General features: G+C 65.2%; 21 protein-coding genes, 1 tRNA gene and 1 pseudogene. 15 read left to right on the top strand and 8 right to left on the bottom strand.

The window, feature by feature from the left end:
• Positions 1-58 precede the first annotated feature (58 nt).
• Positions 59-2,032 (bottom strand): DNA topoisomerase IV subunit B, encoded by a 1,974-nt coding sequence (locus tag CDA09_RS17290; protein ID WP_121429785.1) that lies wholly within the window; start codon positions 2,030-2,032, stop codon positions 59-61.
• Between the two features lie 351 nt (positions 2,033-2,383).
• Between CDA09_RS17290 and CDA09_RS17285 the strand changes: the two genes are divergently transcribed.
• The 3 genes from CDA09_RS17285 (at position 2,384) to CDA09_RS17275 (ending at position 4,848) form a co-directional block, all read left to right on the top strand.
• On the top strand, positions 2,384-3,097 hold the full coding sequence (locus tag CDA09_RS17285) for a phospholipase D family protein (protein ID WP_121429784.1): 714 nt from the start codon (positions 2,384-2,386) through the stop codon (positions 3,095-3,097).
• Between the two features lie 123 nt (positions 3,098-3,220).
• Entirely contained in the window at positions 3,221-3,724 is a 504-nt protein-coding gene (locus tag CDA09_RS17280; RefSeq protein ID WP_121429783.1) for a DUF4365 domain-containing protein, read from the top strand.
• Positions 3,721-4,848 carry a hypothetical protein gene (locus CDA09_RS17275; RefSeq protein WP_121429782.1) on the top strand — a complete coding sequence of 376 codons (1,128 nt, stop codon included), beginning with the start codon at positions 3,721-3,723 and terminating at the stop codon, positions 4,846-4,848. The genes CDA09_RS17280 and CDA09_RS17275 overlap by 4 nt, the downstream gene beginning before the upstream one ends.
• Positions 4,849-5,232: 384 nt before the next feature.
• On the opposite strand, the gene CDA09_RS17265 is transcribed toward CDA09_RS17275, so the two are convergent.
• Positions 5,233-6,189 carry a hypothetical protein gene (locus CDA09_RS17265; protein WP_121429781.1) on the bottom strand — a complete coding sequence of 319 codons (957 nt, stop codon included), beginning with the start codon at positions 6,187-6,189 and terminating at the stop codon, positions 5,233-5,235.
• Positions 6,190-6,278: 89 nt separating this feature from the next.
• Positions 6,279-8,162 (bottom strand): DNA mismatch repair endonuclease MutL, encoded by a 1,884-nt coding sequence (gene mutL, locus CDA09_RS17260; RefSeq protein ID WP_121429780.1) that lies wholly within the window; start codon positions 8,160-8,162, stop codon positions 6,279-6,281.
• Positions 8,163-8,389: 227 nt separating this feature from the next.
• On the opposite strand from mutL, the gene purN reads away from it, so the two are divergent.
• From purN to CDA09_RS17235, 5 genes are read left to right on the top strand one after another with little or no spacing between them, the layout of a single operon-like run.
• Positions 8,390-9,070, top strand: a complete 681-nt coding sequence (gene purN, locus CDA09_RS17255; protein ID WP_121429779.1) for a phosphoribosylglycinamide formyltransferase — start codon at positions 8,390-8,392, stop codon at positions 9,068-9,070.
• Positions 9,049-10,254, top strand: a complete 1,206-nt coding sequence (locus tag CDA09_RS17250) for a DUF3108 domain-containing protein (protein WP_121429778.1) — start codon at positions 9,049-9,051, stop codon at positions 10,252-10,254. Before purN ends, CDA09_RS17250 begins: the two co-directional genes overlap by 22 nt.
• 9 nt (positions 10,255-10,263) lie before the next feature.
• Positions 10,264-11,547: an RsmB/NOP family class I SAM-dependent RNA methyltransferase gene (locus CDA09_RS17245; protein WP_121429777.1), complete on the top strand. Its 1,284-nt coding sequence runs from the start codon at positions 10,264-10,266 to the stop codon at positions 11,545-11,547.
• Positions 11,534-12,124: a phospholipase D family nuclease gene (locus CDA09_RS17240; RefSeq protein ID WP_121429776.1), complete on the top strand. Its 591-nt coding sequence runs from the start codon at positions 11,534-11,536 to the stop codon at positions 12,122-12,124. Before CDA09_RS17245 ends, CDA09_RS17240 begins: the two co-directional genes overlap by 14 nt.
• Positions 12,121-13,443, top strand: a complete 1,323-nt coding sequence (locus CDA09_RS17235; protein WP_174718449.1) for a mechanosensitive ion channel family protein — start codon at positions 12,121-12,123, stop codon at positions 13,441-13,443. The genes CDA09_RS17240 and CDA09_RS17235 overlap by 4 nt, the downstream gene beginning before the upstream one ends.
• A gap of 13 nt (positions 13,444-13,456) precedes the next feature.
• On the opposite strand, the gene queD is transcribed toward CDA09_RS17235, so the two are convergent.
• Positions 13,457-13,912, bottom strand: coding sequence for a 6-carboxytetrahydropterin synthase QueD (gene queD / locus CDA09_RS17230; RefSeq protein WP_121429775.1), 456 nt, complete (start codon positions 13,910-13,912; stop codon positions 13,457-13,459).
• A gap of 107 nt (positions 13,913-14,019) precedes the next feature.
• Between queD and CDA09_RS17225 the strand changes: the two genes are divergently transcribed.
• Positions 14,020-14,874 (top strand): radical SAM protein, encoded by an 855-nt coding sequence (locus CDA09_RS17225; RefSeq protein ID WP_121430907.1) that lies wholly within the window; start codon positions 14,020-14,022, stop codon positions 14,872-14,874.
• Positions 14,875-14,898: 24 nt separating this feature from the next.
• Here the strand turns inward: CDA09_RS17225 and CDA09_RS17220 are convergent, their stop codons facing one another.
• A complete protein-coding gene (locus tag CDA09_RS17220; protein WP_121429774.1) occupies positions 14,899-15,201 on the bottom strand; it encodes a helix-turn-helix domain-containing protein in 303 nt (100 codons plus the stop codon).
• Between the two features lie 262 nt (positions 15,202-15,463).
• Between CDA09_RS17220 and CDA09_RS17215 the strand changes: the two genes are divergently transcribed.
• The 3 genes from CDA09_RS17215 (at position 15,464) to CDA09_RS17205 (ending at position 17,415) form a co-directional block, all read left to right on the top strand.
• Complete coding sequence (locus CDA09_RS17215; protein WP_121429773.1) at positions 15,464-16,690, top strand: aspartate kinase; 1,227 nt, start codon at positions 15,464-15,466, stop codon at positions 16,688-16,690.
• Positions 16,691-16,741: 51 nt separating this feature from the next.
• Positions 16,742-16,835, top strand: a tRNA-Ser gene (locus tag CDA09_RS17210).
• Positions 16,836-17,118: 283 nt separating this feature from the next.
• Positions 17,119-17,415: a hypothetical protein gene (locus tag CDA09_RS17205; RefSeq protein ID WP_121429772.1), complete on the top strand. Its 297-nt coding sequence runs from the start codon at positions 17,119-17,121 to the stop codon at positions 17,413-17,415.
• 92 nt (positions 17,416-17,507) lie between these two features.
• On the opposite strand, the gene CDA09_RS17200 is transcribed toward CDA09_RS17205, so the two are convergent.
• Positions 17,508-17,747 carry a hypothetical protein gene (locus CDA09_RS17200; protein ID WP_121429771.1) on the bottom strand — a complete coding sequence of 80 codons (240 nt, stop codon included), beginning with the start codon at positions 17,745-17,747 and terminating at the stop codon, positions 17,508-17,510.
• 211 nt (positions 17,748-17,958) lie between these two features.
• Here CDA09_RS17200 and CDA09_RS17195 point away from each other — a divergent pair.
• Positions 17,959-18,417, top strand: a pseudogene (locus tag CDA09_RS17195) (integrase core domain-containing protein); the annotation flags it as partial.
• Here the strand turns inward: CDA09_RS17195 and CDA09_RS17190 are convergent.
• Complete coding sequence (locus CDA09_RS17190; RefSeq protein WP_286164202.1) at positions 18,414-19,085, bottom strand: SAM-dependent methyltransferase; 672 nt, start codon at positions 19,083-19,085, stop codon at positions 18,414-18,416. The pseudogene CDA09_RS17195 and the gene CDA09_RS17190 sit on opposite strands and share 4 nt — an antisense overlap.
• A gap of 163 nt (positions 19,086-19,248) precedes the next feature.
• On the opposite strand from CDA09_RS17190, the gene CDA09_RS17185 reads away from it, so the two are divergent.
• Entirely contained in the window at positions 19,249-20,232 is a 984-nt protein-coding gene (locus CDA09_RS17185) for an IS5 family transposase (protein WP_121429769.1), read from the top strand.
• Positions 20,233-20,403: 171 nt separating this feature from the next.
• Here CDA09_RS17185 and CDA09_RS17180 read toward each other — a convergent pair whose 3' ends face one another.
• Positions 20,404-21,651 (bottom strand): acyl-CoA dehydrogenase family protein, encoded by a 1,248-nt coding sequence (locus CDA09_RS17180; protein WP_121429768.1) that lies wholly within the window; start codon positions 21,649-21,651, stop codon positions 20,404-20,406.
• Between the two features lie 577 nt (positions 21,652-22,228).
• Here CDA09_RS17180 and CDA09_RS17175 point away from each other — a divergent pair.
• The gene (locus tag CDA09_RS17175) at positions 22,229-23,488 is read left to right on the top strand and encodes an acyl-CoA dehydrogenase family protein (RefSeq protein ID WP_121429767.1); all 1,260 of its coding nucleotides are present in this window, start codon (positions 22,229-22,231) and stop codon (positions 23,486-23,488) included.
• Positions 23,489-23,491 lie beyond the last annotated feature (3 nt).

Raw genomic sequence — 23,491 nt, 5'->3', positions numbered from 1 at the left:
GCGTTTCCGTTATAGGCGGCGTGATGCGGCGCAGCAAGACGCCGCCAACGGCGCACCTTCAGATGTCCGCCTCGACCGTGTCGCCCTTTTCCTCCATCCACGCGCGCCGGCCCGAGGCTTCGCCCTTGCCCATCAGCAGCGTGAACATCTTCAGCGTGTCGTCGAGCGCATCCGGCCGCACCTGCACCGGCAGCACGCGGCGCGTTGCCGGGTCCATCGTCGTCTCGCGCAGCTGGTCGGGGTTCATCTCGCCCAGGCCCTTGAAGCGCCCGACCTCGAGCGCATCCGGCTTGAAGCCTTCCTTCTCGCCCCGTTCGCGGATCGCCGCGAGCTCGCCGTCGTCGAGCGCGTACAGGCGCCGCGCCGGGCGCTTCTTTCCCTGCGCCGGCACATCCACGCGATACAGTGGCGGCTGCGCCACAAAAATGTGGCCGCGCGCGATGAGCTCGGGGAAGTGGCGGAAGAAGAGCGTCAGCAGCAGGGTCTGGATGTGCGCGCCGTCGACGTCCGCGTCCGACATGATCACGACCTTGCCATAGCGCAGGCCGGAGAGATCGGGGTTGCTGCCCGCGGCGTGCGCATCGACGCCCAGCGCGACCGCGATGTCGTGGATCTCGGCGTTCGCGAGCAGCCGGTCGGGGTCGATCTCCCACGCGTTCTGCACCTTGCCGCGCAGCGGCAGGATGGCCTGTGTCTCCTTGTTGCGCGCCATCTTCGCCGAACCGCCCGCGGAATCGCCCTCGACGAGGAAGAGCTCGTTTTCGGCGATGTCTTCCGATTCGCAATCGGACAGTTTGCCCGGCAGCACCGCGACGCCCGAGGTCTTCTTCTTCTCGACTTTCTGCGCGCTCTTCTGGCGCGCGAGCGCCTGCTTGATCGACAGCTCCGCGATCGCCTTGCCGGCCTCGACGTGGTTGTTCAACCAGATCTCGAAGGGGTCGCGGATCATCGACGACACGAGCTTCACCGCCTCGCGCGAGTTGAGCTTCTCCTTCACCTGGCCCTGGAACTGAGGGTCCAGCAGGCGTGCCGAGAGCACGAAGCTCATGCGCCCGGCGACGTCTTCCTGCTGCAGCTTCACGCCGCGCGGCAAGAGCGCATGGTGCTCGATGAAGCTCTTCACCGCGTCGAACACGCCCGCGCGCAAGCCGCTCTCGTGCGTGCCGCCGGCGACCGTCGGGATCAGGTTCACGAAGGACTCGGACGGCACCGACTGCTCGAACCAGCCGATCGCCCACGCCGCGCCTTCGCCCGGCGCGAAAGTCGAATCGTCCTTGTCGGCGTATTTTTCCGTCGTGAAGAGCGGCGCGACCGGCTCGAGATCGCCCGCCTGCTCGCGTAAATATCCGGCGAGCCCGTCCGGGTAGGACCAGGTCTTCGTCAGCGGCGAGCCGCTCGCCTGCTCGATATCGAGCCGCACCGCCACGCCGGACAGCAGCACCGCCTTCGAGCGCAGCAGGCGCTCCAGTTCGGCCTGCGGCACGCGCGGGTTCTCGAAGTACTTGCCGTCCGGCCACACGCGCACGCGCGTGCCGGTCTGCCGGCCGCAGTCGCCGACGACCGCGATTTCGCCGATGTTCTCGCCGCCCTCGGAGAAGTCGATGCGATGGATCTTGCCCTCGCGCTTCACCTCGACCTCGACGCGCGTGGACAACGCGTTCGTCACCGAGACGCCGACCCCGTGCAGGCCGCCCGAGAACGCATAGGCGCCGTTGCCCTCGCGCTTGTCGAACTTGCCGCCCGCGTGCAGCCGCGTGTAGGCGAGCACGACGACCGGCACGCCTTCCTCGGGATGCAGGCCCACCGGAATGCCGCGGCCGTCGTCCGCCACGCTCACCGAGCCGTCGAGGTGCAGCGTCACATGGATCTTCTTCGCGAAGCCGCCGAGCGCCTCGTCCGCGGAGTTGTCGATGACTTCCTGGATGATGTGCGCCGGCGAGTCCGTGCGGGTGTACATCCCGGGCCGTTCGCGCACGGGTTCGAGTCCCTTGAGGACGCGGAAGGACGATTCGTCGTATTGCTTGCCTGTCATGGTGTCTGGGTTTGTGTTGCGGTCCGGCCGAACGCCGGGGAGGCGTGCAAGGATACCCGCTGCGCCGGCATCTGGCACGGTGGCGATGTGGTTCGGCGAGGCGAGGGATCAGACCGCTCGTTCGGTGCCGACGCTGTTGAAGGTGTCGGCCGGGGCCTCCGCCGCAGCCGAAAGCAACATCGGGCGATTCGTCCGCCATGCGAACTGCTTCTCTTGCGTCGCATGTGTGCAAATGTAATATGCACACAAAACGCCTTCGACATGAACACGTCGATGCTGTCCGCAATCCGGGGACCACCTGTTCCATCCGCGCGAACGGCGAACGACGACAACCGAGAACGGATTCGCGCCATGGCCAAATTCCTCAACACCAGCGCCACCAACTACTTCCTCGAAGAGCTGATCAAGAATGCCAGGGACCGCCTGATCCTGATCAGCCCCTTCCTCAAGCTCAACGATCGCATGAAGGAGCTCCTGGCCGACAAAAACCGGCTCAAGATCGACGTGCGCATCGTCTATGGCAAGAGCGAACTGCAGCCCGAAGAAATCAACTGGCTGAAGGAACTCACCTACATCCGCACCAGCTTCTGCAAAAACCTGCACGCCAAGTGCTATCTCAACGAGGAGCTGGCCATCATCACCAGTCTCAACCTCTACGAGTTCAGCCAGATCAACAACAACGAGATGGGAGTCCTAATCCGCCGCGACGACGACGGCGAACTCTACAAGGACGCCTACGAAGAGGCCCAGCGCATCATCCGCATCAGCGACGAAGTGCGTATCACGCTCGAACGCGTCACCGCCGAGGCGCGCAATGACGGCGACGGCAAGGCCGACAGCGAAGAAGTCACCGACAAGGCGGACAAACTCACCACCTCCAAGCTCGCGCAACGGTTGGGCCTGCGCACCGCCGACCTCATCGAGCGCTTTGTCGCCAACGGCCTGCTCGAACTGCGCGAAGGCAAACACTACATCACCGCGAAGGGCAAGGAAGCCGGGGGCGAATTCCGCATGAGCCCGAAGTTCGGTCCGTATTTCCTGTGGCCGGAGAACGTGGGGCTGTGATTTTCAACGTGGCGACAAGACGAGTCCGGAACTTGTAGTCCTTTGAATCTTGGGTGTTTGGCATAGTTTAGTCCGGAGATGTGTGGCATCCAACCTGTCGCATATAGGGAGACGCAACCGCTGATGAATGCGAATCTGCAGAAGGAGGAGTTCCAGTACGCGTGCGTAAGCGCGCTGGCCGCTCATGCCGGCTTGAATCGAGGGGACTTTCGTGTGGATGACGACAGCGTTGATGTCTCATTCAAGGGCCTCGGCTATCACGGTGCTGGCCGTCGGCGGAACCCGATCATTGAGTTTCAGCTCAAGTGCACATCGCAGGATCTCATCAACGGCGAGGTCATCAAGTTCTCGTTGAAGCGCAAGAACTACGACGATCTTCGCGGCGACGATGTAATGGTTCCCAAATACCTCGTCGTCATGCTTGTGCCTGTGGATAAGGCCAATTGGATCACCGTCCATCGGGACCTGTTGCATTTGCCCAATAGTTGCTACTGGTTATCTTTGCGCGACTACCCTCCAACGAATAATCCCGAGAAGATAGTGGTGGAAGTGCCGCTGGCAAATCGCGTAACACCCGAGACGCTTATTGCGATGATGGAGGCTGCGAGTCTTGGGGAGGCGCTATGACTGACACTCGTCGCCAAATCACGCAGGTGACCATTGAGCAGGTGGAGGCATATCTTGCCAGCAGTGGCTGGTATCAAGACGGTTCTATCCGATCTGTGGCAAGTATTTGGCACCGTCAAGATCACGAGGAGGCTGAGGTCGTTCTTCCAATGTCGACCGCCGTACGCGAGTATCAAAAGCGCTTCGCGGAGGCTCTTACTGCGGTTTCAGAGTTTGAGAACCGGCTGGTAATAGAAATCGCCAATGACATCGTTCGCCTTACAGCGAATGTGATCACAGTACGCGTGATTGGTGAGGACACAACCGGTGGGACGATCCCGATCAACGATGGCGTACTGCTGTTCTCCAAGGCGAAGGACCTCTTGTACTCCGCGGCCTTATCAATGTACTCCAAGAGGAAGCAGTTCAGCGGTCAGCCTCCCAAAGAAGCGAAGGCGTACGTTGACTCACTTCTTTTGGGGCAGACCGAGGTTGGCAGCTACGTCGTCAATGTCATTGCGCCCTTACCTCCGCCACCGCCGGCCGAGTTGATCGCTCAAAAGGCTGTGCCGGTCGCTGAGGGCGTGACGCTGAGTCTGGTGCATGGGTTAGAAGCGATCACGAAGGCAGCGGCAGAGTTTGGCCAAAGCCAGAACCTGCGGACCTTTGATGCGGCAATCGAGAGGGGCGTAAGTTCAAATATGTGCGATGCCCTTCTAGGCTTTAGCGGCACCGAGCACAAGCGTGAGTTCGAGATTCGCATTGCGGGTGCCGCCGGTCCAATGTTTGAGGGCGTGACGAAGGTGTTTAAGTTCGGTGCTGACGATGTCACAGCAGTTCGCAAGGCATCGGACTACTACAAAGGCGACTACACATTAGAGAATCGGCGTATTTGGGGCTTCGTGAAAAAGCTTGATCGCCCTAAAGGTGACGAGATTGGAAAGATCACCGTCGAGGCTGACGTGGATGGCGTTGATCGGAGCGTCAAGATCGAACTTGGGCCTGAGGAATATCACCAGGGTGTTCTCGCGCACGACACGAAGGCGATTGTTGAGTGCAGCGGCGACATCCACATTAAAAATCGGCGCGCCCAGCTTGTTAAACCTACGGGCTTCCGAATCATCACAATAGAGGACCTGTTCTAGCGGCTGAGGTGTGGTCAGCGCCAGAAGTTGTCCGTGAAAGTCCCACTCGCAGGGTCATCCGGACAGATGGACCTTCTTCCGACCCGACGTCTGACGCTTCCGACAACCTCGCCTCACAAACAATCCCATACACCGCTGCTGTTCGCACGGCACCCGTCGTTATTCCCGTCCATCTTCACGTCCGGACAGTTCTTCAGGAAGAACGTCGCCGCGGCACACGAGTTCAGCAGTTGGCAGTGCGTTCGTCCATCGGGGCGGGAGGCCGGAATGTCAGGGTGATGCGAGCATGATACGGGGCTGTTGGCATGATCGCGGCCGCCCTGGTCGATAGAATAAGGCGTTGAGGTCGTCGAGGGCGCAGGGCCATGCAGCGAGCGCCGTGCGCTATCGCTCCATCTGCCGCTCGTTCCCACCGCGCCTGCCGCGTTCCTCTTCCTGCGGCGGGTGTTTGCGTCCTCGCGGCTGCGTGTCGCCTCCCCGGTCCTGCGGGGCGCGCTCGTCCATGCGCGGACCGCCCATCGGGCGATCACGCATCTCCCTTTCGCGCATCCGGTGGTCGCGCCCGAGTTCCATCTGGCGCGGTTCCATCTGCCGGAGTTCCCTCTGCCGCGGTTCCATCTGCATGGGTTCGGATCGCCGATGAATCGGGCCGCCCTGTCGCGATTCCGCGTCGGGGCCGAAACGCTGCCGATCCTGCGCCATCGTGCGGGGAGGGCGCTCGCGGCGTGCGGCTTCGCGTTCGTCCCGATGCGGTCCGCGCATTCTCGGGGGCGCCGGCGGGGGCAGGAAATCCCGGTCTGCGGCTTCGCGCGGCCGGTAGCGGTAATGCTGGCCGCTCAGGTCGCGTTGTTCGCCGATGTCGCGCGGATAACGGTCGCCCGAGTACCGTCGCTGATAGATTGGCAACGGTGCCGGCGGCGGCGCGGCACGGTGGTCCCAGCGGTCCCAGCCGCGGCGGTGTTCCGCCCAGTCGTCGCCCCAGTGCTCGCGCCAGCGCGGCGGACCCTCGCGGCGCCAGGTGCGGAAATAGATCGGCGGGTCGCGGTAGTAGCGGACCGGAATCCGCAGGATGAATACGGGCACGACGAGTGGTGCAACGAGCGTCCACGGGCCGTTGTACCAGGAACTCGCGTACCAGTCGTCGTCGTAGAACACCCAGTACAGGCCGTCATAGAAGAAGAAATTCCCGGCTACTCGCGGCGCGTAATACACCGGGTAGCCGGGCACCCGCACGAGCTGCGGATACACCGGCAGGTTGATGCCGATGACTACCTGCACGGAGGCCGTTGCCGGTGTGACCCCGGCCAACAGCAGCCACAACACGATCAAGAACTTGCGCATGCGCATTTCCCCCTCGGGCGTGCCCTGCGAGCGGCGTTGCTCGCCTCTGTACCTTTATAGATCCTTGATGCGGCGGCGCCCGTGACCGTCTACTGCCCGCGCATGAAGAAGCGGTCGAGGTCGCCCATCGTCAGCTGTGCCCAGGTCGGGCGACCGTGGTTGCACTGGTCGGCGCGCTCGGTCGCTTCCATGTCGCGCAATAGCGCGTTCATCTCGGGAAGGGTCAGGCTGCGATGCGCGCGCACCGCGCCGTGGCAGGCCATCGTCGCGAGGAGTTCGTTCCTGCGGGCCGTGACGACTTCCGAAGCGGGGTATTCGCGCAACTCCTCCAGCAGCTTGCGCATCAGCTCCGCGACCGGCGCGTTTGCGAGCAGCGCCGGCACGCTGCGCACGGCAAGCTCCTGCGGCCCGGCGGGTGCGACCTCGAAGCCCATGCCGGCGAGTACTTCGGCGCATTCCTCGGCCGCGGCCATGTCCTTCGCGCTCACCGAGAACACCGCCGGGATCAGCAGGCGCTGCACCGAGGGCGTGCCGTCGAGCACGGTCTTCAGCTTCTCGTACAGGATGCGCTCGTGCGCGGCGTGCATATCGACGAGCACGAGGCCCTTCGCGTTCTGCGCCAGGATGTAGATGCCGTGGAGCTGCGCCAGCGCATAGCCCAGCGGCGCCGAATCGTCGGCGTGCTGTGGCAGCGCCGTCGGGGTTGCGGCCGCAGCCGCCCGGCCCGCGGCGGGGGGGAACGCGGTCGGGCGGAAATCCTGCGCCGCCGCAGCCATCGGCGGCGGGGCCGGCATCGCCGCCGCCGCGGGGTCGCGCGCGGTGCCGACGAAATCGAAGTAGCTGCGGCTCGCCGACTCCATCGCCAGGCGCCCCTGCACCGGCGGCGCGTTGCCGTAGCCGCCGAAGGGGCGCGGGCGCTCGCCCTGCACCGGTGCGTCCGCCGGCGCGGTGGCGGTGGCTACGGCCGCCGGTTCGTCGCGCGCCGCGAGGTTCGCGCCCGATTCGGCGAGTGTGCGCGACAGCGCGTGGAACACGAACTGGTGGATCGCGCGCGATTCGCGGAAGCGCACCTCGATCTTGGCCGGATGGACGTTCACATCCACGCCCGCCGGATCGAGTTCGAGGAACAGCACGTAGGCCGGATGCCGCGCGCCGTGCAGGATGTCCGCGTAGGCTTGGCGCACCGCGTGCGTGAGCAGCTTGTCGCGCACGAAGCGCCCGTTCACGAAGAAGTACTGCGCATCGCGGCTCGCGCGCGAATACGCGGGCAGCGACGCGAAGCCCGACAGGCGCAGCGGCCCGGCGTCGGCATCGAGCGCGCGCGCCTGCGCGAGGAAATCGTCGCCCATCAGCGCCGCGACGCGCCGGGCCTGGTCCGTCACCGGCAGGCGATGCACGACGCGGCCGTTGTGCGCGAGCTGCAGGCCGATGTCGGGGCGCGCCAGCGCGACGCGGCGGAACATCTCGTCGCAGTGCGCGTACTCGGTGCCTTCCGACTTCAGGAACTTGCGCCGCGCCGGGGTGTTGTAATAGAGGTCCGCGACATCGACGACGGTGCCCGCGCCCAGCGCCGCGGGCGCGACGCTGCGCTCCGTGCCGTCGATGCGCCACGCGTGCGCGCTGCCTTCGGCGCGGCTCGTCAGCGTCGTGCGCGCGACCGCCGCGATCGCCGCCAGCGCTTCGCCGCGGAAGCCCATCGTGCCGACGCGTTCGAGGTCGTCGAGATTCGCGATCTTGCTCGTCGCGTGGCGTTCGAGCGCGAGCGCGAGCTCGTCCCGGGCGATGCCGCAGCCGTCGTCCGTGACGCGGATGCGCCGCACGCCGCCATGCTCAAGCTGCACGTCGATCGCGCGCGAACCGGCGTCGACGGCGTTCTCCAGCACCTCCTTGAGCACCGACGCGGGGCGTTCGACGACCTCGCCGGCGGCGATCTGGTTGATGAGGAGGTCGGAGAGGAGGTGGATCGAGGGCATGAAGTGCGTGTGAGGAGGCGCGAAGGGCAATTATACGGAGTCCGCCCGGCCCGGTCGCCCGTGCCGCGGGACGCACATTTCGGGGGTGGGCCGGCCTTCCGGTATCATTGGCGGAAATCCGCCCGCCGCATGCGGGCCGTGTCGGGCTGCGGAACAACTCCGGCCGGCTCCTGTCCCATTCCCCCGACGCGCCGCTGCGCGTCCGAACCGAACACCAAGAAGCCTGCATGAAGTCCATCGTCATCCTCATTTCCGGTCGCGGCAGCAACATGGAAGCCATCGTGAACGCGGCCATCCCCGGCGCGCGCATCGCCGCGGTGATCAGCAACCGCGCCGATGCCAAGGGGCTCGAATTCGCCGCGGCGCACGGCATCCGGACCGCCGTCGTCGATCACAAGGCGTTCGCCTCGCGCGAAGCCTTCGACGCCGCGCTCGCCGAGACGATCGACGCGCACGGCGCCGATCTCGTCGTGCTGGCGGGCTTCATGCGCGTGCTGACGGACGGTTTCGTGCGCCGCTACGAAGGGCGCCTCCTGAACATCCATCCGTCGCTGCTGCCGTCCTTCCCCGGCCTGCACACGCACCGGCGCGCGATCGAGGCGGGCGTGCGCGCGCACGGCGCGACGGTGCATTTCGTGACGCCGGAGCTCGACTGCGGGCCGGTCGTGATTCAGGCCGTCGTGCCCGTGCTGCCCGGGGACGACGAAGCCCGCCTGTCGGCGCGCGTGCTCGGGCAGGAGCACCGCATCTACCCGCAGGCCGTGCGCTGGTTCGTCGAGGGCCGGCTGACGATCACCGCGCAGGGCCAGGTGATCGTGCACGACGAAGCGGTCGATGAGGCCGGGTGGACGATCCCGGCGCTGGATCGTGCCCTGGGGGACGGAGCTTGCGACAGCAGACGGTCCTGATCCTCGCCGCCGCCGCCTCGGTGCTCGCGCACGCGCTCGTCCTGAGCATGCCGGGCTGGGCCACGCACGTCGCCTCGGAGCCGCCGGTCCTGCACGCGACGCTCGTGATTCCCGAGCCGCAACCGGTGACGGACCTCGCGCCGGTCGTGATGCCGCCGCCCGTCGCGCCGGAGCAGCCGAAGCCGCGGCCCAAACGGGTGAAGGCCAGGCCCGTCCCCGAAGCGTCGGCGCCGGTCGAAGTGCCGGCCGCGCTCCCGATGACCGCGCCGCCGGGGGAGGGCAGCGAGCTCGCACTCGCGTCGCCGGCCGCGAGCACTGCACCGCCGGCGGTCGAGCCGCCTGTGGCCGCCGATGCGGCGCCCATCGCCCAGGCGGCGCCGGAGCAGGTTGCCGCCGGCGACCTGAAGGGCTTCAGCATCGCCGGCTGGCCCGAGCGCGGCAGCATCCGCTTCAGCGTGCATATGGGCGAGGGCGGCTTTGCCGTTGGTGAGGCACAGCACGAGTGGTCGCACGACGACAAGCGCTACAGCATGTCCGTCGCGGTGCGCACGACCGGCGTCGTCGGCATCTTCCGCAGCTTCCAGTATGTGCAGCGCAGCGAAGGCAGCGTGGGGGCGGGCGGCCTGAGGCCGGAGCGTTTCAGCGTCGAGCAGACGCGCAAGGCGCCGACGAGCGCCCGCTTCGACTGGGGGACGCGGCAGGTGACGATGACGCGCGGCGACAAGGAACGGGTCGCGGAGCTGCGGCCGGGCGACCAGGACGTGCTGAGCCTGTGGCACCAGATCGGCATCGTCGGCGCGGTCAGCGGCTCGAACGAGCTCAACGTGATCACCGGACGCGAGGCGACGCCGTCGACGATCGAGGTCATGGGGCCCGAGAAGCAGGCGCTGCCGATCGGCTTGCTCGACACGCTGCGCGTGCGTGCCGAAGCGCGCAACGGCAGCCTCACCATCGACATCTGGCTCGCGCGCAACTACGGCATGCTGCCGGTGCGCATCCGCATCGTCGATGACAAGGGCGAGGTCCTCGACCAGCAGGCCATCGAACTGCGCCTGTCGCCGCCGGCGCCGGCCGCAGGCGATGCGGCCGTGGCCGGTACCGGCGCGGGGCATGGTGCCGACGGCGACATGATCGAACTGCGGGCGGAGGACAACGCCTTCGCCCATCCAACCATCGGAAACTGAAGAACAAACATGGCAAGACACGAAGAGGCCGCCTCGCGCGGCCTGCTGATCCACGCTGCCCAGGTCCTCGGCGCGGTGCTCACCTTCGAGCATCCGGCCGACGTCGTGCTGTCGCGGCATTTTCGCGAGAACCGCGAGATCGGCCACCGCGACCGCGGCTTCATCGCCGAGGCCGTGTACGGCATCGTCCGGCGCCTGCGCTGGCTGCGCCGCCTCGTCGGGGACGATGCCCGCCCGCGCGCGCTGCTGCTCGCATGGCTCGCGCGCGGCGAAGGCTGGCCGATGCGCCATTTCGAAGGTCTTGCATCGGCCACCGAGCGTGACTGGATCACCGAGATCAAGGCCAGGGAACTCGACGAAGGCACACTCGGCGAACGCGCCGACATGCCCGACTGGCTCGCCGAACGCCTGCTCGCGACGCACGACGAGGCCGCGCTGCTCGAACTCGCACACAGCCTCAACCGTCCGGCACCGCTCGACCTGCGCGTCAACGTGCTGAAGAGCGATCGCGACAGGGTGCTCGACGCGTTCAAGGTGAACGGCATCGAGGCCACCCCCTGCCCGTACTCGCCGCAGGGCATCCGCCTCGCCGGCAAGCCCGCGCTGCAGAAGCATCCGCTCTTCCTCGACGGCTCCTTCGAAGTGCAGGACGAAGGCAGCCAGCTGCTGGGTTTCCTCGTGCAGCCCAAGCGCGGCGAACTGGTCGTCGATTTCTGCGCCGGCGCCGGCGGCAAGACGCTGCAGCTGGGAGCGCTGATGCGCTCGACCGGGCGCCTGTACGCCTTCGACGTATCCGAAAAGCGCCTCGCCAAGCTCAAACCGCGCTTCGCCCGCGCGGGACTGTCGAACGTGCACCCGGTGCTGATCGCGCACGAGCGCGACGCCAAGGTCAAGCGCCTCGCCGGCAAGGCCGACCGCGTGCTGGTCGATGCGCCGTGCAGCGGTCTCGGCACCTTGCGCCGCAACCCCGACCTCAAGTGGCGCCAGACGCCCGAGTCGGTCGCGGAGATGGTCGCGAAGCAGGGCGCGATCCTCGACTCCGCCGCACGCCTCGTCAAGCCGGGCGGCCGCCTTGTGTATGCGACCTGCAGCCTGCTCGCCGACGAGAACGACGCCATCGTCGATGCCTTCCTCGCCGCTCACCCCGAGTTCCGCCAGGTGAGCGCCGCCGACGTGCTCGGCAAGCAGGGCATTGCGCTCGACACCGGCGAGCGCCTGCGCCTGTCGCCGCGCGTGCACGACACTGACGGCTTCTTCGCGGCGGTGCTGGAGCGGGTGAATGGCGCTGCGTGACGCAGGGAACCGGCTGCCCGCGCTCGCCGCGGCAGTCGTGCTGGCGAGCGCCGCGGCCCCTGCCGCCGCAGGCCAGCGCCTGCCCGCACGCGGTTCGGTCGAAGTGGCGTTCTCGCCGGCCGACCGCCCCGAGGAACTCCTGATCGACGTCATCGACCACGCCCGCAGCACGCTGCACGTGCAAGCCTATGCCTTCACGAGCAAGCCGATCGCCCGCGCGCTGATCGACGCGTATCGCCGCGGCGTGCGCGTCGAAGTGCTCGCCGACGCGAAGATGAACGGGCGCGGCAAGGGCAACGTCCTGCCCGAGCTCCTGCAGGTCGGCATCCCGGTCTCGCTCGAGACGCGCTACGCCGCCGCGCACAACAAGGTCATGATCGCGGACGCGGCAGGCCCCGCGTGCGCGCTGGCCACCGGTTCTTTCAACTTCACCGCGTCGGCCGTCAAGCGCAACGCCGAGAACCTGCTCGTGCTGCGCGACAACTGCACGCTGACGCAGATCTACCTCGACAACTGGCGCCGCCACCGCGCGGACGCCACCGCAATCACCCGTCTGCCCTGGAAACCCGAAACGTGAAAGAAGAACTTCGTTTCGCTGCCATGCTCACGGATACATGGAGCGACCTGCAGAGCCCCTCAGTCCTCTGGCAACTCGCCGCGCTCGCCGGCTGCCTCGCGCTCGCCTGGCTGATCGGGCGCGCGATGCTCGAGCGCGTCGCGTACCGCGGCGACACCATAACCGCCGCGCAGCGCTTCGGCCGCAGCGGCCTGCGCCGCGTGCTCTTCCCGCTGCTGGCGCTGATCTTCGTGTTTGCCGCGCGCGCGGTGTTCGGCAGATATCAGAGCGTTCACCTGCTCAACCTCGCGGTGCCGCTGCTGACGTCGTTCGCGCTGATCCGCATCGTCGTGTTCACGGTGCGGCAAGGCATGGGCCGCTCGAGCTGGCTGGGCAGTTTCGAGCGCATCTTCGCTTCGCTCGTGTGGGTGGTGGTCGCGCTGCACATCCTGGGCTGGCTCCCGGAAGTGATCGACGCGCTGGAGCGCGTGTCCTTCAGGGTAGGCAGCCAGAAACTCTCGCTGTGGACGCTGCTGCAGGGCGCCGGCATGGTGGTCGTCACGCTGCTCATCGCGCTGTGGGTGGCGGGGGCGCTGGAGCGGCGACTGAGCGCCGCACCGGGGCTGGACGACAGCATGCGGCTCGTCCTGATGCGGGTGGCCAAGGCCTTGCTGATCGTCATCGCCGTGCTTGTCGCGTTGCCCATGGTCGGCATCGATCTCACGACGCTCTCGGTTTTCGGCGGCGCGCTGGGCGTCGGCCTGGGCTTCGGCCTGCAGAAGATCGCCGCGAACTACATTTCGGGCTTCATCATCCTGCTCGATCGTTCGCTGCGCATCGGCAACCTGATCTCGGTCGGCTCCGAGCGCGGCATCGTCACGCAGATCAATACCCGCTACACCGTCCTGCGCGCGGGCAGCGGCGTCGAGTCGCTGGTGCCGAACGAAACCCTCATCAGCTCGGTCGTGCAGAACGAGACCTACAGCGACACGCGCATCGTCGTGCCGATCAACATCCAGGTGGGTTACGACACCGATCTCGAGCGTGCGATGGCGATCCTCGTCGAGGCCGCCCGCACCCACCCGCGTGTGATCGGCGACCCGGCGCCCAAGGCCTTTCTCGTCGCTTTCGGTGAAAGCGGCATCGACCTGCGCCTCGCGGTCTGGATCGCCGATCCGCAGGAAGGCACGCTGGGGGTGATCTCGCACATCAACCTGGAAGTGTGGAGGCGCTTTCGCGCCGAGCGCATCGAGATCCCCTTTCCGCAGCGGGAAGTGCGCGTGGTGCACGACGAGGCCGCGCTGTCGCAGACGGCTGCCGCGGCAGCGGCAGGGGACTAGGCGAGGCGGCGACTCACAGGCCGGCGTCGCCGCGCACGGCGTCGGCCCAGCAGTTGGGCGTCTCGTACAGGCGCACGCGCTCGAGGCGCAGATGGTTGCCGTAGCTGTCGTGATAGCGCGGATCGAGGATACGGAAGGCCTCGCGTGCGAGGTTCTCCGCCGTCGGCACGCAATCGAGCACGACCGTCTTGTGGCCCGGCATCGCCGCCAGGAACTGCATGACCTGCGTATCGCCGCGGAACACCAGGAAGGCATGATCCCAGACGTCGACAATATGCGCCTTCGCGATCGTCTTCACCTCGCCGAAGTCCATCACCATGCCGTTCACGGGCTGTCCCGCCGCCTCGATGATCGCGCCGGACAGCGTGATCTCGAGCGCGTAGCGATGGCCGTGCAGGTGGCGACATTGGCTGGCATGGTCCGGAATCCGGTGTCCTGCGTCGAATTCCAGGCGGCGGGTGATGCGCATGATTGACCTCGGGAGTGCAGGGCGCGGATTATAGCACCCGACCCCGAACGCCCATTCCGGGCGACTCCTTGCTGACTTCGACCGCGATCCGCGGCACCTGCACCCCCATGGCCTCCAGCGACCGGCAACTCACCACCCGCAACCACGACCGCGACCTCGCGGGGCTCACCTACATCTACCCGGTGCTCTCGCGCCGCGCCGGCGGCGTTTCGGTCGGCATCAACCTCAATCCCAACAACGCGTGCAACTGGCATTGCGCCTACTGCCAGGTCCCGGACCTGGTGCGCGGCAGCGCGCCGCGCATCGACCTCGCGCAACTCGAGGCCGAGCTTGCGGGCTTCCTCGATGCGCTCGTGCATGGCGACTACCTCGAACGGCATGTTCCCGAGGGGCTGCGCCAGGTGCGCGACATCGCCTTCTCCGGCAACGGCGAACCGACCAGCGCCGCCGAATTCGCCGACGCGGTGGAGATCGCAGTGCGCCTGCGCGCGCAGTTCGGATTTGGCGAAGAGGTGCCGCTGCGCCTCATCACCAACGGCAGCCTGATGGGACAGGCGGCAGTACGCGAAGGCGTGCGCCGGCTCGGCGACGCGGGCGGGGAAGTGTGGTTCAAGGTCGATGCCGGCACGCGCGCCGCCATGCGCCGAATCAACGGCGTCGGCCCGGACCCCGACGCGGTCGTGCGTCGCCTGCAGGCAAGCGCCGAGCGCTGCACGACCTGGGTACAGACCTGCATGTTCCGCTGGGACGGGCAGGCGCCATCCGACGCAGATATCGCCGCCTATCTGGCGGTGCTGGAAAAGGCCGGCGTGGAACGCCTCGCCGGGGTGCTGCTCTACGGAATCGCGCGCCCCTCGATGCAGCCCGAGGCACCGCGGCTGTCGCCACTTGGCGAAGCCGAGCTCGAAGCGATCGGCGAGCGCATAAGAACAATGGGGCTGACGGTTCGGGTCAGCCCCTGATGGCCATGCGGTACTCCGCCCGGGTTAGCGCGACGTGCGTTCCTTGCGCTTCGCGCGGGCTTCCTTCTTCAGCGTCTTGAATAATTCCGGGTTCGAGGACTTCAGGAACTCGGCTACTTCGACGTCTTCCTTCTTCACCTTGTTGATGTCGATCTGCTCGATGTGAACGAGACGGAGCAGGGCCTGCACCGGACGCGGAATGTTGCGGCCGCTCTCGTAGCGGGAACCCCCGCTCTGGGTGACGCCGATCTTCGACCAGAATTGCGACTGGTTCAGGCCGAGCTTGCGGCGGATCTCACGAACATCAATGGTTTCAGTGCTTTTCATCTCTTGGGCCTCTGTTGTGCAGTCAGTTGTGCTATGAGGATTAGCTGCGCGCTAACGCGATCATACGACTTAAGTCATATGGTGACTAAAGTATAGATTACTATTCCGGGCAAATACAACGGCAGAATCAAAAGTCCTAGGGCTAATCGCAATCCATATGTGCCCAAATTGGGTTCCCAGGGGTGTGGACGACATCGGCCTGCAAAGTGGACTGCCTTTCGCTAGAATCACATGTTTTATCCACAGTTACTTGGATACGACGATGGCACTGATAGTTCAGAAGTACGGCGGCACTTCCGTTGGCAATCCGGAGCGCATCAAGAACGTCGCCAGAAAGGTCGCGAAGTTCCAGGCGCAGGGTCGCCAGGTGGTGGTCGTGGTGTCGGCGATGAGCGGGGAAACGAACCGCCTGATCGCGCTCACCAAGGAAGTCGCTGGCACTCCCGACCCGCGCGAACTGGACGTCGTCGTGTCCACCGGGGAGCAGGTCACGATCGGCCTGGTGTGCATGGCGCTCCACGACATCGGCGTCAAGGCGAAGAGCTACACCGGCGCCCAGGTGCGCATCCTTACCGACAGCGCACACACCAAGGCACGCATCCTCAACATCGACGAGGCGCCGATCAAGAAGGATCTCGACGATGGCAACATCGTCGTCGTCGCCGGCTTCCAGGGCGTGGATGAGCACGGCAACATCACGACGCTCGGCCGGGGTGGCTCCGACACCACGGGCGTGGCGCTTGCCGCCGCGCTGAAGGCCGACGAGTGCCAGATCTACACGGACGTCGACGGCGTCTACACGACCGACCCGCGCGTCGTGCCCGAAGCGCGCAAGCTCGACACGATCACGTTCGAGGAGATGCTCGAGCTCGCCAGCCTCGGCTCCAAAGTCCTGCAGATCCGCTCGGTGGAATTCGCCGGCAAATACAAGGTCAAGTTGCGCGTCCTGTCGAGCTTCGAGGAAGAAGGCGAGGGCACGCTCATCACTGTTGAGGAAGATCAGAACATGGAACAACCCGTCATCTCCGGCATCGCCTTCAGCCGCGACGAAGCCAAGCTCACCGTGCTCGGCGTGCCCGACAAGCCGGGTATCGCCTACCAGATCCTCGGGCCGGTGGCCGATGCCAACATCGAAGTCGATATGATCATCCAGAACGTGAGCAAGGACGGCACGACCGACTTCTCGTTCACGGTCGCGCGTGGCGAACTCGACAAGGCGATCAAGGTGCTCGAGAACGTCAAGGAGCATATCGGCGCCCGCGCGATCGCCACCGACAGGACCATGGCCAAGGTCTCCATCGTCGGCGTGGGCATGCGCTCGCACGCCGGCGTCGCATCGCAAATGTTCCGCACCCTGGCCGAAGAGGGCATCAACATCCAGATGATCTCCACGTCCGAAATCAAGATCTCGGTGGCGATCGAGGAAAAGTACCTCGAGCTCGCCGTGCGGGTCCTCCACAAGGCCTTCGGTCTCGACGCCGCTGCATAATTCGGTTTGACCGCAGGGGCCGGAATCGCTATGATGCGCGGCTCGAAGGTTGGAGAGTTGGCCGAGAGGTCGAAGGCACTCCCCTGCTAAGGGAGCATACGGGCTAAAACTCGTATCGAGGGTTCGAATCCCTCACTCTCCGCCAGCCATCAAGTAAAGACGCGCCTTTCGGCGCGTTTTTGCTTTGTGTCCCACATCCAGCCCCACATCCCGAAAACGCTTGGCAGCGCTCCCCTTCGGCGTGATGACGTGGCACTCGGTTGTCATGCTACGCTGTCCCTCCGCAATGATCGGGGGAGGCGAGACGTGAAGTTCAATCTGTTCTTCGTCGCAATCTGCTGCATGGTCGGCGTTCAGGGGTGCGGAACTGCGCCGATTGCGGCAGACGGTCGACGCTTGCGGATGCTGGTCCGGCACCGAAGGACCCTATGCAGGTCATCAGGGAGTCATTGAAGTACCGCCTGAAGGACCCCGACTCAGCCAAGCTCGAACTAGATCGCTCTCCGCGTCCCGTTGTGTTCGCCGGTACGATGATGACGAACGGCGGGGCGGGCTGGGAGCTGTGTCCCCAGGTGAATGCGAAAAACAGCTTCGGTGCATACACGGGATACAAGCGGGTTTTCATCCTGTGGAACTCGGGCAAGGTCGTCGACTTCATCGATGACTATCTCGGGGATGCATATTGCCGGGAGCGCAATGATTACCGGCTTGAAGTCGGCATGTAAGCGCCGGCCGCGTGCCCAGGAGGGCGGCACCGCCGGCTGTCGGGGTTTGTTGTGTTGTTGACGCGGCACTCGCCGACTAAACCGCGCCGGGATCAGGCGGGCGCCCGGTCCCGCGTGAAGCGTTCTACGGTAGCAGGGCTCAGGCAGAACCCGCCCGAACGCCCGACCTTCGCCGCCGGGATGTCTCCACACTCGATCGCGGCTTTCAGTTGCTCGAATGTGTAGCCCATGCGTTTCGCGAGTCGCGCATCGATCCGACATAGTTCGGCGGTCTGCTGCTCGTTCGCCCGATGCAAGGCTTCCAACTGCTGAATGATCGTCGGTAGCGTCATCGCTTCACCCTCGAACAGGCCGAAATTCGGGGTTCCTGCGTCCCGGTAGGGGGTAGGTAAGGCGCTGGCATCACCAGCCCCCCGTCAGTCGCAGGAACCCCCGAAAATCGGCCTCCCTCGATCAAAGGGACTCGGTTACCGGCCCGTCGGTCGCGACGATTCGCGCGGCTGCCGCCCGCAGGGCGTCGACGTACTCGGTCGGGCGTGACGTGAGCTTCATCCCAAGGCGACCCGAATGCTTGCCCGCGACTTTCTTTACAGTCTGATCGCAGCCGTCCCCTATGCCATTCATACAATCCTGACCGATAACGGGATTCAGTTCGCCAAGCGGCGAGGAGCAGAAGCATACTGGTCCATTCCGTTCGATCGCATTTGCCAGGCCCATAGCATCGAACATCGCCTTACCAAGGTCTGCCATCCTTGGACCAATGGGCAGGTCGAGCGCATGAACCGAACGATCAAGGAGGCGACGGTCAAGCGCTACTACTATCGGTCACACGATCAGCTGAAATCACACCTGCAGACCTTCTTGATGGCCTACAACTTCGCTCGCCGCCTCAAGACCTTGAAGGGGCTGACCCCTTATGAGTACATCTGCAAAATCTGGGCAACGGACCCGGATCGCTTCAAAACAAACCCCGTCCAGCACACTGTGGGACTAAACACCTAGAAAGTTGCTACGGGGTCGTCGTCGGGTTTCCTGAGGACGTAGAACACGTAGCCGTAGTTGTTCTCCGCGGAATCGAAGATGCGTATCCCATCCAGCGTCTGCGCGGCGAAAGTCCGCACGGCCTTCTCGGGGTGCTGAATAAGGGAGGTGGCGAGCGGTTCGAGCTTGTCGTAGTAGCCGTCGACCCATGCGGCTCTCGAGAGGACGTGCGTGTCGATCGCCTCGTAGCCGGCGGTGCAGGCGATCGCAAGGTTCTCGTCTATTTTGCGCATGTCCGGGTAGCCGCGCCGGAAATAGGTGCGCACATGTTCAGGTACATCGTCGCGCAACCATGAGAGTTCGCTTATTACGGCATATCCGCCTGGGCGGATGGCCGGCAGCCAGGTTTGTAGAGCATTGGGAAATCCGATGTGATACGCGGCGCACTCCGACCACAGAAGATCGATTTCTCGAAAAACTGCGGGAATGTCGGCCATGTCCATGCAGTGCGTCTGCACCAACTGCCCGATGCCGAGTTGCATGGAATAGCGGTTAAGGCTGTCGAGATGCTGCGCGGCTGTATCGATTGCGTGCACTTTGGTGCGCAGCCGGCTCGCGAGCGCGAGGCTCTGGCGACCGATTCCGCAGCCGGCGTCGACGACGAGGGGGAAGCTTTCGTAGGGGATCATGGCCAACACGTGCAGAGTATCGGCGTCGCTTCCAGGGCCGAGTTTTTCCATGTTTAAGGTGAGGGTGATCGCTAAGGAAACGCTGATTTATTCGGACACCGCCGCCCCATGCGGCCGATGCGTTTGAGATAATTCTGTCAGCCCACGATCCCCGAGACTGAGCATGCAATCGAGCTTTTCCGACCTTGAGTACGCCGCGAAGAAGAAGCTGACGCGGCGCGACCGGTTCCTGGCCGAGATCGAGACGGTAACGCCCTGGTCGGCGTTGGTGGCCGAACTCGAACCGCACTACCCGAAGGGAGAAGGCCGCGGTCGTCCGCCGATCGGGCTGGAACGGATGCTGCGGATGTACGTGGCGCAGCAGTGCTTCGGGCTGTCGGACGAAGGGATCGAGGATGCCGTCTACGACAGCCAGTCGATCCGGCGCTTTGTGGGCATCGATCTGGCACGCGAGTCCGCTCCGGATGCCACGACGCTGCTCAAGTTCCGGCGGCTCCTCGAGACTCACGAGCTGACGCGCAAGATCTTCGACACGATCAACGCCCACCTCGCACAGAAAGGCTTGATGATGCGCGAAGGCATGATCGTCGATGCCACACTGATCGCCGCGCCGCCCTCGACCAAGAATCGGGAGCAAGCCCGCGATCCCGAGATGCATCAAGCCAAGAAAGGCAAGCAGTGGCATTTCGGCATGAAGGCGCACATCGGCGTCGATGCCGATTCCGGTCTGGTTCATACCCTGGTTGGCACTGCCGCCAATGTCGGGGACGTCACGCAGGCGCATGCGCTGCTGCATGGGGATGAGACCGATGTGCTCGGCGACGCGGGCTATCAGGGCATGCACAAGCGCGATGAAAACAGAGACCTCACGGTCAACTGGCACGTGGCGATGCGGCCGGGCAAGCGCAAGGCGCTGGGTACCAGCCGGCTGGACCGACTGCTGGAACAGTACGAACAGGCGAAGGCACGCATCCGGGCAAAGGTCGAGCATCCTTTCCATGTTGTGAAGAACCTGTTTCGTCATCGCAAGACGCGTTACCGCGGGTTGACGAAGAACACGGCGCAGTTGTTCACGCTCTTCGGCTTTGCCAATCTGGTCCTGGCGCGCCGGCGATTGCTCGCGTCCGGCGCCGGCAGTGCGTCATGAGTAATGAAAATCGAAGAACGCACGTTGACGACGCCCCGAACAACCACCGCGCGAGCAAAATCCGCAAGCGCTCCGACGAAATTCTCGGACCGAATGTCACCGCGACTGGTGACCGACGACGGGTTCGTCATTTGTTCAGCGTCTCCCTAAATAAGAAGGGGCGCCGCGGTCTCATTCAAGCAGATAATAGGCTGCCGTTGCGCCGCGGTTGGCCTTGGCCTTGTCGAGTTCGCTGCGCGCGAGCACGCGCAGGTGGACTTCGTCCGGGCCGTCGAAGAAGCGCATCGCACGGCCCCAGGTCCAGAACAGCGACAGCGGCGTGTCGGGCGTGAGGCCCATCGCGCCGAACACCTGCATCGCGCGATCGAGGATGCGCGTCTGCAGCTGCGCGGCGACGAGTTTTATCGCGGAGACGTCGACGCGTGCGGCCTGGTTGCCGCGCTGGTCCATCAGCCACGCGGCGCGCAGCACGAGGAGCCGCGCCTGGTCGATCTCGACGCGCGAATGTGCGATCCATTCCTGGATGTTCGCGAAGTCGCTCAGGTACTTGCCGAAGGTGCGGCGTTCCAGGGCGCGCTCGCACATCATCTCCAGCGCGAGTTCGCACTGGCCGATGGTGCGCATGCAGTGATGCACGCGCCCGGGGCCCAGGCGCGCCTGCGCCAGCGCGAAACCCTCGCCTTCGTCGCCCAGCAAGTTCTCCGCCGGCACGCGCACGTCGCGGAAGACGATCTCGCAGTGCCCTTCCGGCGACAGGTGGTGCATCACCGGGATGTTGCGCACGATTTCGACGCCGGGCGTGTCCATCGGCACGATCACCATCGAGTGGCGGCAATGCGCCCGCTCGCCGCTTTCGTCCTTGGTGAGGCCCATCACGATCGCGAAGCGGCAGTGCGGGTGGGCGGCGCCGGTCACGAACCATTTGCGCCCGTTGATGACATAGTCGTCGCCGTCGCGGCGGATCGTCGTGCGCAGGTTGGTGGCGTCCGATGAGGCGACGTCCGGCTCCGTCATCGCGAAGCACGAGCGGATGCGGCCTTCGAGGAGCGGCTGCAGCCAGCGTTCGTACTGGGCAGCGTTCGCGTGCAGGTGCAGCAGTTCCATGTTGCCGGTGTCGGGTGCGCTGCAGTTGAACACCTCGGCCGACCAGGGAATGCGCCCCATCGCTTCGGCGAGCGGTGCGTATTCGGCGTTGTCGAGCCGCGTGCCCGGCTCGTGTTCGCGCAGGCCGGGCAGGAACAGGTTCCACAGCCCCTCCTCACGCGCGATCGCCTTGAGCGGTTCGACGACCGCGAGCGGGTATTCGCCGCGCGTGGCGCACCGGTGCCAGGCGAGATTGGCGGGCAGGATGCGCCGGGCCATGAAATGGCGCAGCACGTCCAGCACCATTTCGGTCTTCTCGGAATAGTCGAAGTCCATGGGTTCCGTTCCTCGTGTAGGGTGGGGCGTCCACCGTGTTCGTGATGCGCGCCGCAGCACTTTGTCGCGATTATAGACGACCGACTGGACGGTCGTGTATCTTGCTTGCGAGGAATTCCATGGGGCCGGGGAGGCCTCCGGTCGGCGCAGCGGTGAGGACGGGCGAGTGGAAGCGATGTTCAGGGTAGCTAGGGGCGAGTGGCATGGCGGCGGAGCGTTCTGATCCCCGGCGCCCGCATGATGCGGCGGGGACGGCCAACGAGGGCGGCGGACAAATCGGGCATGACCCGCAGTCGCTGACCTGTCCGCTGATCCCCTCGCGCATGAAGTACACCTGCTCGGGGCGGTGCAAAGGGTGCAAGCCGACGCTCGGCCCCGCATCGTCACCGGCGGCAGACGATCGCGAGGGCGGCGGACGTGATGGGTGACACATGCGACAGGATGGGAAACGACCATATTGACACCCGACCGGTCGGTCGGTTACGCTGGGTCATGTCAGCGCGCGCGTATTCGCAAGGCGGTTTCGCCGCCCACGCCGGGCCGGAGCTGCGTCATCAATTCACAGAGGTCGCCAGAAATGCATTTTGAGCAATCGAAGAAGTCACTCGAGTGGATGGAGCGGGTCCGGACCTTCATGGACGACCATATCTATCCCGCCGTTCCCCTGTATCACCAGCAGGCTGCGAGCATCGACCGCTGGAAGGAGACGCCGCCGGTGTTCGAGGAGCTGAAGTCCAAGGCACGCGCGGAAGGGCTGTGGAACATCTTCATGCCGCCGTCGGACCACGACGACGAGTTCTTCTCCAGCATCGGCCTGACCAACGTCGAGTACGCGCCGATCGCCGAGCTGATGGGGCGCGTGTCCTTCGGCTCCGAAGTGTTCAACTGCATGGCGCCGGACACCGGCAACTTCGAGGTGCTGCACCGCTACGGCACCAAGGACCATAAGAAGCGCTTCATGGTGCCGCTGATGAACGGCGAGACGCGCTCGGCCTTCCTGATGACCGAGCCCAAGGTCGCCTCGTCGGACGCGCGCAACATCCGCACCGAGATCCGCCGCGACGGCGACGAGTACGTGATCAACGGCCACAAGTGGTGGTCGTCGGGCGCCGGTCACCCGCACTGTGCGTTCTTCATCGTGATGGGCAAGACCGACCCGAACGCCGAGACCTATCGCCAGCAGTCGATGATCCTGGTGCCGCGCGACACGCCGGGGGTGACGGTGGTGCGCCACCTCAATGTGTTCGGTTTCGACCATGCGCCGCACGGCCACTTCGAGGTGATCCTCGACAACGTGCGGGTGCCGGCGGAGAACCTGATCCTCGGCGAAGGGCGTGGCTTCGAGATCGCGCAGGGTCGCCTCGGGCCGGGCCGCATCCACCACTGCATGCGCAACATCGCATCGGCGGAGGTGGCGCTGGAGCGCATGTGCATCCGCCTGATGTCGCGTGAGGCCTTCGGCAAGAAGATCAACGAGCACTCGGTGTGGGAAGAGCGCATCGCCAACGCGCGTATCGACATCGAGATGGTGCGCCTGCTGTGCATGAAGGCCGCCTACATGATGGACACGGTCGGCAACAAGGAAGCGCGCGGCGAGATCGCGATGATCAAGGTGGTGGCGCCGCAGGTCGCGCAACGCATCATCGACCTGGCGATCCAGGCGCACGGTGGCGGCGGGGTTTCGCAGGACTTCGGGCTGGCGGAGCTGTACGCGAATACCCGGATCGTGCGATTGACCGACGGGCCGGACGAGGTTCATTGCCGCACCGTGGCGCGGCTCGAATGCAAGAAACACGAAGGACGCGAATATTCGAGCATCAAGGCCTACTCCAAGTAAGGG

The organism is Azoarcus sp. DN11 (assembly GCF_003628555.1).
Taxonomy (GTDB): Bacteria; Pseudomonadota; Gammaproteobacteria; order Burkholderiales; family Rhodocyclaceae; genus Aromatoleum.
This window is presented reverse-complemented; position numbering and strand designations above follow the sequence as displayed.

Bases quoted from the DNA above. Each gene is read 5' to 3' on its own strand.
- CDA09_RS17215 (WP_121429773.1), top strand. From the start codon at position 15,464: ATGGCACTGATAGTTCAGAAGTACGGCGGCACTTCCGTTGGCAATCCG.
- CDA09_RS17280 (WP_121429783.1), top strand. From the start codon at position 3,221: ATGAATGCGAATCTGCAGAAGGAGGAGTTCCAGTACGCGTGCGTAAGC.
- CDA09_RS17225 (WP_121430907.1), top strand. From the start codon at position 14,020: ATGGCCTCCAGCGACCGGCAACTCACCACCCGCAACCACGACCGCGAC.
- CDA09_RS17190 (WP_286164202.1), bottom strand. From the start codon at position 19,085: ATGATCCCCTACGAAAGCTTCCCCCTCGTCGTCGACGCCGGCTGCGGA.
- CDA09_RS17180 (WP_121429768.1), bottom strand. From the start codon at position 21,651: ATGGACTTCGACTATTCCGAGAAGACCGAAATGGTGCTGGACGTGCTG.
- purN (WP_121429779.1), top strand. From the start codon at position 8,390: ATGAAGTCCATCGTCATCCTCATTTCCGGTCGCGGCAGCAACATGGAA.
- CDA09_RS17200 (WP_121429771.1), bottom strand. From the start codon at position 17,747: ATGACGCTACCGACGATCATTCAGCAGTTGGAAGCCTTGCATCGGGCG.
- CDA09_RS17275 (WP_121429782.1), top strand. From the start codon at position 3,721: ATGACTGACACTCGTCGCCAAATCACGCAGGTGACCATTGAGCAGGTG.
- CDA09_RS17220 (WP_121429774.1), bottom strand. From the start codon at position 15,201: ATGAAAAGCACTGAAACCATTGATGTTCGTGAGATCCGCCGCAAGCTC.
- CDA09_RS17290 (WP_121429785.1), bottom strand. From the start codon at position 2,032: ATGACAGGCAAGCAATACGACGAATCGTCCTTCCGCGTCCTCAAGGGA.
- CDA09_RS17285 (WP_121429784.1), top strand. From the start codon at position 2,384: ATGGCCAAATTCCTCAACACCAGCGCCACCAACTACTTCCTCGAAGAG.
- mutL (WP_121429780.1), bottom strand. From the start codon at position 8,162: ATGCCCTCGATCCACCTCCTCTCCGACCTCCTCATCAACCAGATCGCC.
- CDA09_RS17245 (WP_121429777.1), top strand. From the start codon at position 10,264: ATGGCAAGACACGAAGAGGCCGCCTCGCGCGGCCTGCTGATCCACGCT.
- CDA09_RS17265 (WP_121429781.1), bottom strand. From the start codon at position 6,189: ATGCGCAAGTTCTTGATCGTGTTGTGGCTGCTGTTGGCCGGGGTCACA.
- CDA09_RS17205 (WP_121429772.1), top strand. From the start codon at position 17,119: ATGCAGGTCATCAGGGAGTCATTGAAGTACCGCCTGAAGGACCCCGAC.
- queD (WP_121429775.1), bottom strand. From the start codon at position 13,912: ATGCGCATCACCCGCCGCCTGGAATTCGACGCAGGACACCGGATTCCG.
- CDA09_RS17175 (WP_121429767.1), top strand. From the start codon at position 22,229: ATGCATTTTGAGCAATCGAAGAAGTCACTCGAGTGGATGGAGCGGGTC.
- CDA09_RS17185 (WP_121429769.1), top strand. From the start codon at position 19,249: ATGCAATCGAGCTTTTCCGACCTTGAGTACGCCGCGAAGAAGAAGCTG.
- CDA09_RS17240 (WP_121429776.1), top strand. From the start codon at position 11,534: ATGGCGCTGCGTGACGCAGGGAACCGGCTGCCCGCGCTCGCCGCGGCA.